This window comes from Luteococcus sediminum, from assembly GCF_054783495.1.
This window is the reverse complement of sequence record NZ_BAAGQL010000048.1, coordinates 44,612-54,717: the sequence shown is the minus strand read 5'-3', so window position 1 is coordinate 54,717 and position 10,106 is coordinate 44,612. Positions and strand designations below refer to the sequence as shown.

The following is a 10,106-nucleotide window of genomic DNA, read 5'->3' as shown; positions in this document are numbered from 1 at the left end:
TTGAGTTCTCAAGAATCGGGTGCGACCCGCACATCCATCCCGAAGGACATCCGCTTGGGGCAACTCGACCAAACTTACTGCAACCAACTCCCCGATGTCAAACCGGCTTGTCAGCTGTACTTCCTAGAGGCTTCTCACGGCCCCCGTCGCCAGGCGACTCGGAGTACACTACGTGGCGTGTCGGCTTGCGTCAAGCGAGCTTTCCCACCACCACCCAAATACACTTCTCCCCTTGGTCACGGGCCACTGGCCTGTGAGGGGCGACATTGTCTGGGTGTCCTCTCGGCCGGCTCCCGGAACTGTTGTCCGTAGCGCCACTCACCGAGGAGGCTTGGAAGACATTAGTCGGTTGTTCCCGTGCGCGCAAATCGGGGTGCGGCGCACCCGCGCCACACCCCGATCACACCTTGTCAACGCAGCCTACAGATCCTCAGGCCGTGCACTCCAGGGCCCCGAGGGTCTTCTTGCCGCGGCGCAGGAGTGCGAAGCGGCCGTCGAGCAGGTCCTCCGCGGTCAGTCGCTGCTCGGGATCGGTGACCTTCTGGTTGTTCAGGTATGCGCCACCCTCGGCGACGGCCCGTCTGGCGGCACCCTTCGAGGCCACCACCTTGGCGTCGGTCAGCGCATCGACGATGGTGGGAAGCTCCGTCCCGGACACCTGCGACAGGCCCACCTCGTTCATCACTGCCTGGAGCGTCTGGCTGGGAAGGGCGGACAGGTCGCCCCGGCCGAACAGTGCCTGGGCGGCATCCACCGCCGCCTCCCGCTCGGCCACCGAGTGCACCAGGTCGGTGATGTCGTCCGCCAGTGCCTTCTGGGCAGCGCGGCGGTGCGGCTCGGTCTGGGTGAGATGGTCGAGCTGGTCGATCTCGTCGCGGTCCCGGTCGCTGAAGACCTTGAGGTAGTCGATGACCTTCGCATCCTCTGCATTCAGGAAGAACTGGTGGAAGGCATAGGGCGAGGTCATGGTCGAGTCGAGCCAGACCGTGCCGGACTCGGTCTTGCCGAACTTGGTCCCGTCGGCCTTGGTCAGCAAGGGGGTGCACAGGCCGTGAACCTTGCCACCCTCGCTGCGACGGATCAGCTCGACACCCGAGGAGATGTTGCCCCACTGGTCCGAGGCACCGGTCTGCAGGGTGCAACCCTTGGTCCGGTAGAGCTCGCGGTAGTCCAGCGACTGCAACAGGATGTAGCTGAACTCGGTGTAGCTGATGCCCGATTCAAGACGACTGGCCACCACGTCCCGAGCCAGCATCCGGTTCACCGAGAAGTACTTGCCCACGTCGCGCAGGAAGTCCAACGTACCGAGGTCCTTGGTCCAGTCGTAGTTGTTGACCACCTCGGCGCCATTGCTGCCATCGAAGTCGACGAAGCGGCTCACCTGCGAGCGGATCCGCTCCACCCACTGCTCGACGATCTCCTTCGGGTTGAGGTTGCGCTCGCTGCTCATCCGCGGATCACCGATCAGACCGGTCGCGCCGCCCACCAGGAGCAGCGGCTTGTGGCCGGCTGCCTGGAGACGCCGCCAGACCATCAACTGGACCAGGTTTCCGAAATGGATGCTGGGGGCGGAAGGGTCGAAGCCCACATAACCGGTGACCGGCCCCTCGTCGAGATGGGCCGCCAGGGCAGCCTCGTCGGTCGACTGGTAGACCAGCCCTCGCCACTTCAATTCATCCAGTACGGCATTCACGCGACCCACCCTAGTCGACTCCCCCTGCCCGGCACCGGCACGTCACCGAGCACGGACCGGGTCCCAGTCGGCCAGCCCGTCCAGGAGCTCGGCCAGACACTGTTCGCACTCGTCCAGCTGGTCACGCACGGCCGAGGTCGCGGTCCCTCCACGGCCATTGCGCGCGTCGATCGATCCCTCGACGGTGAGCACCTCCAGCACCTCGGGGGTGAGGTTCTCGTCGATGCCGGGCAGCTCGTCGGCAGTGAGCTCGTAGAGCTCCTTGCCCTTGCTCTCGCAGTACTGCACCGCCTTGCCCGAGATGTCGTGGGCCAGGGCGAAAGGCACCCGCTGGCGCACCAGCCAGTCGGCCACGTCGGTGGCCAGGCTGAAGCCCTCGGGCGCGCGCTGGGCCATCCGATGGGTCTGGAAGTCCAGGGTCGCAATGGTGCCGGCCATGGCCGGCAGCAACATGTGCAGCTGGTCCAGGGCGTCGAAGACCGGCTCCTTGTCCTCCTGCAGGTCACGGTTGTAGGCCAGGGGCAGCCCCTTGAGCGTGCTCATCAGACCGGCCAGGTCGCCGATCAGACGACCGGCCTTGCCACGGGCCAGCTCGGCGACGTCGGGATTCTTCTTCTGGGGCATGATCGACGAGCCCGTCGACCAGGCGTCGTGCAGCTTGGCGAAACCGAACTCCACGGTCGACCACAGGATGATCTCCTCGCTGATCCGCGAGAGGTCCACCGCGATCTGGGCCAGCACGAAACAGGCCTCCGCCACCAGGTCGCGGGCGGCCGTACCGTCGATGGAATTCGGCACCGAGCCGTCGAAACCGAGGTCGCGGGCCACAGCCTGGGGGTCGAGACCCAGGGAGGTGCCGGCCAGCGCGGCCGAGCCATAGGGCGAGACCGCCAGGCGACGGTCCAGGTCGGCGATGCGGTCCACGTCGCGCAGCAGCGGCCAGGCGTGTGCCAGCAGGTGGTGGGACAGCAACAGCGGCTGCGCCGACTGCAGGTGCGTGCGACCGGGCATGGGCGCACCCAGGTGCGTCGTTGCCTGGCCGTGCAGCGCGCGAACCACCTCGGCCACCTCAGAGGCGATCACGCGCAGCTCCTCGCGCAGGTAGCTGCGCACCAGTGTTGCGATCTGGTCATTGCGGGAACGACCGGCCCGCAGGCGGCCGCCCAGCTCGCGGCCGACGACCTCGACCAGCCCGCGCTCCAGTGCGCCGTGGACGTCCTCGTCGCCGGCGGCCGGGACGAACTCGTCCTCCACCACGCGACGGTCCAGCTCCCCGAGCCCGGCCACCAGCTCGCGGTGCTCGTCATCGGTCAGCAGCCCCGCGCGGTGCAGCGCGTGGGCGTGGGCCACGGAACCGGCCAGGTCATGCCGGGCCAGACGCCAGTCGAAGTGCGTCGACTTGCTCAGGGCAAACATGGCATCCGCGGGGACGCCGGCGAAGCGTCCTCCCCAGAGCATTCCCTCGGCATGGCCCTGCTCGGACTTGTTCACGTCAAAAACTCCTCATTGGTCGTCGGCCCGGCGTCCCCGCCGGGTCCAGTCTTGCGGTCCTCGAGTCGAAGGGCCAGCCGCGGGCCCAGCCGTGGAAGGACGATCGGGCTCAAGCCTCGTCGGCGCCCTGGCTCCCGCCCATCTCCATGAAGCGCGCTGCCAGGGCTCCCCCACCGTCGACCTCGCGGGCGATCAGCAGGACGGTGTCATCCCCGGCGATGGTCCCCATGATCTCGTGCCAGCTGGTGCGGTCGATGGCCGAGGCGAAGTACTGCGCCGCCCCCGGCGGGGTGTGCAACACCACCAGGTTGCCCGAGACGTCGACCCGCAGCAGCACCTCTTGGCACAGCCGCGCCAGCTTCTGCTCCAGGATCGAGGCATCGGCACCGTCGGACGGGGCCGCGTAGACCAGGTTGCCCTTGCTGCCACGGATCCGCACCGCCCCGATCTCCAGCAGGTCCTTGGACAGGGTCCCCTGGCTGACGGTGATCCCGTCGGCGACCAGCAGCTCGGCCAGCTCGCTCTGGCTGGAGACCTCCTGCTGCTGGACCAGCGCCAGGATGCGGTTCTGACGGAAGGACCGGGAGGAGCTCACTGGCCCTCCCCTGCCGCATCGAGTGCCGCCGGCAACGCGGCGACCAGGGCATCGAGCTCCTCGGCGCGCACCAGCAGCGGTGGCGCGATGCGCAGCACGTCGGGGCGGGGAGCATTCACGATGAAACCCGCCTCCAGCAGCGCCGCGGCCGCACGGGGAGCCCTCTGGTCGGCCAGCACGATGCCGCGCAACAGGCCCTGGCCGCGGACGTGGTCGATGGCCGGGTGCCGCAGTTCCTCGACGGCCCTCACCAGGTGTTCGCCCATTGCGGTGACGTGGTCGAGCAGACCCTCGGCCTCGATGGCCTCGAGGACGGCGAGCCCGGCTGCCGCCGCGACGGGATTGCCGCCAAAGGTGGTGCCGTGCTCGCCGGGATTCAGCAGGGCCGCGGCGGGGCCCGTCGCGATGCAGGCGCCGATGGGGAAGCCATTGCCCAGTCCCTTGGCCACCGTCACCAGGTCGGCCGTGACACCCGACGGGGTGCTCGCCAGCCAGGAACCACAGCGTCCGATTCCCGTCTGGACCTCGTCGATCCACAACAGCGCGCCCACCTGATCGGTGAGCCGGCGTGCCTCGGCAAGGTAGCCCTCGGGCAGCGGCAGCACGCCATTCTCGCCCTGGACTGTCTCCACCACCACGGCCGCCACCCGTTCGTCGAGTGCTGCCTCCAGTGCTCCGAGGTCCCCGAAGGGCAGGAAGGTGACCTCCCCCGGAAGCGGCTCGAAGGGCTCGCGGTACTTCTGGTTGGCGGTGATCGCCAGCGCTCCCATCGTGCGGCCGTGGAAGGCGCCCTCCATGGCGAGGATCCGCGTGCGCCCGGTGCGACGAGTGACCTTGAAGGCGGCCTCGTTGGCCTCGGCACCGGAATTGGTGAAGAAGACCTTGGCTCCGCGGTCGGGATCATTGGCCAGGGCCAGACCCACCAGGCGCTCGGCGAGTTCCACCTGCGTCGGCGTGGCAAAGAAGTTGGACACGTGCCCCAGGGTGGCCATCTGTGCGCTGACCGCCTGGTTGACCCGGGGATGGGCATGGCCCAGCGCGGTGACGGCCAGCCCGGCGAGCATGTCGGTGTACTGCTTGCCGTCGGCATCCCAGACCTGCGTCCCGCTGCCCCGGACGAAGACGCGCTGCGGAGTGCCGAAGGTGTTCATCATCACGTGGCCGTACCGCGTGGTGAAGGCCTCCTGCGAGGCGGACGACGTCGTGGTCTCGTTGCTCATCGGGCCACCTCCTGGGTGACGGGCTGGGCCGTCTGGCCGGCACGGTCGGGGTCGCCGGACGGGCCGTCGGGATCTGCGACGACCATGGTGCCGACGCCGTCATTGGTGAAGATCTCCAGCAGCAGGCAGTGCTGGACGCGGCCGTCGATCACCGTGGCCCGCGGCACCCGGGCCTGGACCGCACGCAGGCAGGCCTCCATCTTGGGGCGCATCCCCGTTGCCAGGCTGGGCAGCAGCTCTGCCAGCTCGGAGGCGGTGATCTGGGTGATCACGTCCTCGGAGTCGGGCCAGTTGGCATAGAGGCCGGCGACATCGGTCATCATCACCAGTCGCTCGGCGCCCAGCGCGACGGCCAGGGCAGAGGCGGCGGTGTCGGCATTGACGTTGTGCACGTCCCCGGCATGGTCCGGTGCCACGGTGGCCACCACGGGGATGCGTCCGGCCTCGATCAGGTCGAGCACCGCGTCAGGGTTCACGCTGGCGACATCACCAACCAGACCAAGATCAACATCCTCACCGTCGACCACGGTCCCCCGGCGTCGGGCCGTGAACAGTCCCCCGTCCTCGCCCGACATGCCGACCGCGAAGGGACCATGGGCGTTGATCAGGTTCACCAGTTCCCGGCCGACCTTGCCGACCAGGACCATCCGGACGACATCCATCGCCTCGGGAGTGGTGACCCGGAAGCCACCCTTGAACTCACTGTCGATGTCCAGGCGCTGCAGCATGTGTGAGATCTGCGGGCCACCACCGTGCACCACCACCGGCTTCACCCCGCAGCGGCGCAGGAAGACGATGTCCTCGGCGAAGGCCTGCTTCAGCTCCTCGTTGATCATGGCATTGCCGCCGTACTTGATCACCACGACCTTGCCGGCATACTGCGCCAGCCAGGGCAGGGCCTCGATGAGCGTGTTGGCCTTGGACACCAAGGAGGCGGTGTCGATGCTGCGTGCATGGCTCATGACGAGTACTCCGCATTCTCCTGGACATATCCGTAGGTCAGGTCATTGGTCCAGACAGTCGCCTGGCTGGGTCCGTGGTTGAGGTCGACGACGACGTCGACCTGCCGCCCCGACAGGTCGACCAGTGCGCGGTCCTCGCCGATGCCGCCCTGGCGGAAGACACAGACGCCGTTGAACCAGACGTCGACCTGGTCGGGGCCGAAGGCGGCGCCGGTGGTGCCCACCGCCGACAGCACACGCCCCCAGTTGGGGTCCTTGCCGAAGATGGCGCACTTGAACAGGTTGTTGCGGGCGATCGAGCGACCCACCTCGAGGGCGTCGGTCTCGCTGGCGGCATTGCGCACGGTGATCGTGACGTCGTGGCTCGAGCCCTCGGCGTCGGCCAGGAGCTGCATGGCCAGGTCCTGGCAGACAGCCGTCAGGGCCTGTGTGAACTCGTCGCCCCGGGGAGCCACTCCACTGGCACCACTGGACATGATCACCACGGTGTCATTGGTGGACTGGCAGCCGTCGGAGTCCACCCGGTCGAAGGTCTGGCTGCAGGCCTCGCGCAGGGCACGGTCCAGTGCCAGCGGCCGGATGTCGGCGTCGGTGGTGATCACCACGAGCATCGTGGCCAGCGCGGGGGCCAGCATGCCTGCGCCCTTCGCGATGCCGCCGATGCTCCACCCGCCGGGGCTGGTGTGGCTGGCCATCTTGCGCACCGTGTCGGTGGTCATGATCGCAGCCGCCGCATCGGCCCCGCCCTGCACGCTCGCCGACGCGACTGCGTCGTCGACACCGGCCAAGAGCTCGTCCATGGGCAGCCGGACGCCGATCAGACCGGTGGAGCAGACGGCGACGTCCATGACGGTGCAGTCCAGTGCCTGGGCGGCGCGGGTGGCGGTCTGCAGCGAGTCCGCGAGCCCCTCCTTGCCGGTGCAGGCATTGGCCCCACCGGAGTTGAGGACCACGGCGCGCAGGGTGCCGTCGGCCACCGCCTTCCGGGACCACTGGACGGGCGCGGCGACGAAGCGGTTGGAGGTGAAGACCGCGCTGGCATCCTGCAGCGGTCCATCGTTGACGACCACGGCCAGGTCATGCTTGCCGGAGTCCTTGATGCCGCACGCCAGACCAGCCGCCCGGAAACCCCGGGGCGTGGTGACCGACCCAGCCCTCTCGACGGAGAACTCCTGGGCCTCGTGGGTGCTCTCCTGCTGGGTCATGGTGCCACTCCGATCGTGTTCAGGCCGGTGACCTCATCGAGGCCAAGCGCCAGGTTCATGGACTGCACCGCTTGCCCGGCGGTGCCCTTGCAGAGGTTGTCGAGGGTGGCGACCGCGACCACACGACCGGCATCGGCATCGAGGGTTGCATTGACGTGGACGGCATTGCTGCCCACCACGTGCTGGCTCTGCGGCCACTGCCCCTGGGGCAGGACGTGGACGAAGGGCTCGTCGCGATAGGTGTCGGCATAGGCCTGGTGGACCTGCTCGGCGGTGATCCCCTCGCGGGCGGGGGCGCTGACCACGGCGAGGATGCCGCGGGCCATCGGGACCAGCAGGGGTGTGAAGCTGACGCTCGGGCTCTGCGCGCCCAGGCGTGCGAAGTTCTGCAGCAGTTCGGGGACGTGGCGGTGCACTCCGCCCACGCCGTAGGCGCTGGCCGAGCCGACCAGCTCGGCACCGAGCAAGTTGGGCTTCGCCGCCTTGCCGGCGCCCGAGGAACCGGAGGCGGCGGCGATGACGACATCGTGGCCGTCGACGAGCTCGTGCAGCAGGGCGGGCATCAGCGCCAGGGTGCTGGTGGTCGGATAGCAGCCCGGCACGGCGATGCGTCGGGTGGTGGCCAGCTCCTTGCGAGCACCGGGCAGTTCGGGCAGGCCATAGGGCCAGGTGCCTGCATGCTCGCTCTTGTAGTACTTGGTCCACTGCTCAGCATCAGCCAGACGGAAGTCGGCGCCGCAGTCAATCACCAGGACCTCATCACCCAGCTCGGCGGCCACCGCCGCCGAGGCGCCGTGCGGCAGGGCCAGGAAGACGACGTCGTGGCCGGCCAGGTTCTCGTGGGTGGTCTCCAGCACCGGGCGGTCGGCCAGCGGCACCAGGTGCGGCTGGTGCTCCCCCAGCAGGCTTCCGGCACTGGAACCGGCGGTGAGGGATCCGATGCTCACCTCAGGATGGGCCAGCAGCAGGCGAAGCACCTCGCCGCCGGCATAGCCGGTGCACCCGGACACTGCCACGCGATAACTCATGGGCATAACTATGCCACACATGGAATAAGTATTCCTTGGATTCCATGACCCGGACCCGCTGCTGACCGGCTCAGGGCAGCTGCCGGACAATGCCCTCCAGCAGGCAGCGCAGGGCGAAGTCGAAACCCTCCGAACCCGAAGCACCACCGGGCAACAGGCCCAGCTGCTTCATGACCAGGATGTTCTGCTCCTCCGAGACGTGCCCCAGCACCAGGTGCAGCACCGCCTGGGCAGCCCAGCCGGCCCTCTGTTGGTCGAGGCCGGCCTCGACCAGCCAGCGGCGGGGATCCTCGATCGGGTCCTTCTCGCACAGGCCACTGGCCAAGGCCGTGGCGACGAGTTCGGCGCTGTCACGATGGGCCAGCAGGACCCTCCGCAGCCCTCCGCCCCACAGCAGCAAGGCCGCCGCGGGATCGGCGGTGGCCATCTGCTGGCCCACCACCTGGGACAGGATCCGATCGGCAACCGCCGCAAGCAGGCTCTGCTTGTTGGCCACGTGCCAGTACAGGGCACCAGCCTTGACCCCCAGGGCGTCGCCGAGGCGTCGCATGGACAGGTCTGCCATGCCGTAGCTGTCCAGGATCTCGACCGCCTGGTCGACGACCTGCTCGCGCGTCAGCGCCATGCGTGCCTTCCCTCGCACTGGTGGACCCCCGATTGTGGAGTCGACTTGAACGGTGTTCAATGTTCTTTGAACGGTGTTCAACAGAACACGACAAGGAACCTAGCACTGCGACGGCAGCGACCCCAGGAGCACTGATGGACCTCGAGACCATGACCCGGACCGCACTGGCAGGCCAGTCGATCACCCCGGAACAGGCGCTGGAGGTGCTCCAGTGCCCCGACGAGGAGGTCCTGGGCCTCGTCGCCGCCGCCGGACGGGTGCGGCGCCACTTCTTCGGCAACCGGGTCAAGCTCAACTACCTGGTCAACCTCAAGAGCGGCATCTGCGCCGAGGACTGCGGCTACTGCTCACAGCGCCTGGGCGCCGACTCCGGCATCCTCAAGTACACCTGGCTCAAGGACGAGAAGGTGCACGAGGTCGTCGAAGCCGGGCTGGCCAGCGGCGTCAAGCGCGTGTGCATGGTCGCCTCCGGCACCGGGCCGTCCAACCGTGAGACCGACAAGGTCGCCGGCATGATCGAGGGCATCAAGCAGGCCCACCCCGAGGTGGAGGTGTGCGCCTGCCTGGGCTTCGTCACCGAGGAGCAGGCCAAGAAGCTGCGCGCCGCCGGAGCCGACGCCTACAACCACAACGTCAACACCGCGGAGTCACACTACGAGGACATCTGCACCACCCACACCTATGCCGACCGCACCGACAACATCGAGACGGTCAAGGGTGCCGGGCTGTCCCCCTGCTCCGGCCTGATCGCCGGCATGGGCGAGAGCTCCGAGCAGCTGGTCGAGGCCATCTTCGCGCTGCGCGAGATGGGCGTGGACTCGGTGCCGGTCAACTTCCTGCTACCCTTCGACGGCACCCCGCTCGAGGGCCAGCGCACGCTGCAACCGCTGGAGTGCCTGCGCATCCTGGCCATGGTGCGCCTGGTGCACCCCGACACCGAGGTGCGCGCCGCCGCGGGCCGCGAGCAGCACCTGCGCAGCCTCCAGTCGGTCAGCCTCGAGGTGGTCAACTCCATCTTCCTGGGTGACTACCTCACCAGCGAGGGCCAGTCGGGCCAGGACGACCTGCGGATGATCGCCGATGCCGGCTTCGTCATCGAGGGCCAGGAGCCAGAGCCCAGCAAGGGGCTCGACCACGCGCAGGTGCCGATCCGTCGCCGCGGTGCGGGCACCGAGCTCGCCCCCAACGTCTGATCGTCCACAGCTCCCGGGCGTCTCACACCAGCCGGACACGACGAGGGCCGCAGTCCCCTGACTGGGGACTGCGGCCCTCGTGCCGTCGCGGGAC

9 protein-coding genes are annotated in these 10,106 nt (G+C 68.4%); 1 reads left to right on the top strand and 8 read right to left on the bottom strand.

From position 1 onward, the window contains the following. Positions 1 to 430: 430 nt before the first annotated feature. From tyrS to ACYVKA_RS15040, 8 genes are all read right to left on the bottom strand, one after another. Positions 431 to 1,693 carry a tyrosine--tRNA ligase gene (gene tyrS, locus ACYVKA_RS15075; RefSeq protein WP_460706657.1) on the bottom strand — a complete coding sequence of 421 codons (1,263 nt, stop codon included), beginning with the start codon at positions 1,691 to 1,693 and terminating at the stop codon, positions 431 to 433. Positions 1,694 to 1,735: 42 nt separating this feature from the next. Next, entirely contained in the window at positions 1,736 to 3,151 is a 1,416-nt protein-coding gene (gene argH / locus ACYVKA_RS15070; protein ID WP_460706663.1) for an argininosuccinate lyase, read from the bottom strand. 142 nt (positions 3,152 to 3,293) lie between these two features. Then, on the bottom strand, positions 3,294 to 3,779 hold the full coding sequence (gene argR / locus ACYVKA_RS15065) for an arginine repressor (protein ID WP_460706655.1): 486 nt from the start codon (positions 3,777 to 3,779) through the stop codon (positions 3,294 to 3,296). Then, positions 3,776 to 4,999, bottom strand: coding sequence for an acetylornithine transaminase (locus ACYVKA_RS15060; protein ID WP_460706653.1), 1,224 nt, complete (start codon positions 4,997 to 4,999; stop codon positions 3,776 to 3,778). The genes argR and ACYVKA_RS15060 overlap by 4 nt, the downstream gene beginning before the upstream one ends. Beyond that, entirely contained in the window at positions 4,996 to 5,961 is a 966-nt protein-coding gene (gene argB, locus ACYVKA_RS15055; protein WP_394277322.1) for an acetylglutamate kinase, read from the bottom strand. The genes ACYVKA_RS15060 and argB overlap by 4 nt, the downstream gene beginning before the upstream one ends. Beyond that, the gene (gene argJ / locus ACYVKA_RS15050) at positions 5,958 to 7,166 is read right to left on the bottom strand and encodes a bifunctional glutamate N-acetyltransferase/amino-acid acetyltransferase ArgJ (RefSeq protein ID WP_460706651.1); all 1,209 of its coding nucleotides are present in this window, start codon (positions 7,164 to 7,166) and stop codon (positions 5,958 to 5,960) included. The genes argB and argJ overlap by 4 nt, the downstream gene beginning before the upstream one ends. After that, positions 7,163 to 8,194, bottom strand: a complete 1,032-nt coding sequence (gene argC / locus ACYVKA_RS15045) for an N-acetyl-gamma-glutamyl-phosphate reductase (RefSeq protein WP_460706649.1) — start codon at positions 8,192 to 8,194, stop codon at positions 7,163 to 7,165. The genes argJ and argC overlap by 4 nt, the downstream gene beginning before the upstream one ends. A 70-nt stretch (positions 8,195 to 8,264) precedes the next feature. Then, entirely contained in the window at positions 8,265 to 8,819 is a 555-nt protein-coding gene (locus tag ACYVKA_RS15040) for a TetR family transcriptional regulator (RefSeq protein ID WP_460706647.1), read from the bottom strand. Between the two features lie 134 nt (positions 8,820 to 8,953). On the opposite strand from ACYVKA_RS15040, the gene bioB reads away from it, so the two are divergent. Next, entirely contained in the window at positions 8,954 to 10,012 is a 1,059-nt protein-coding gene (bioB, locus tag ACYVKA_RS15035; protein WP_460706645.1) for a biotin synthase BioB, read from the top strand. Positions 10,013 to 10,106 lie beyond the last annotated feature (94 nt).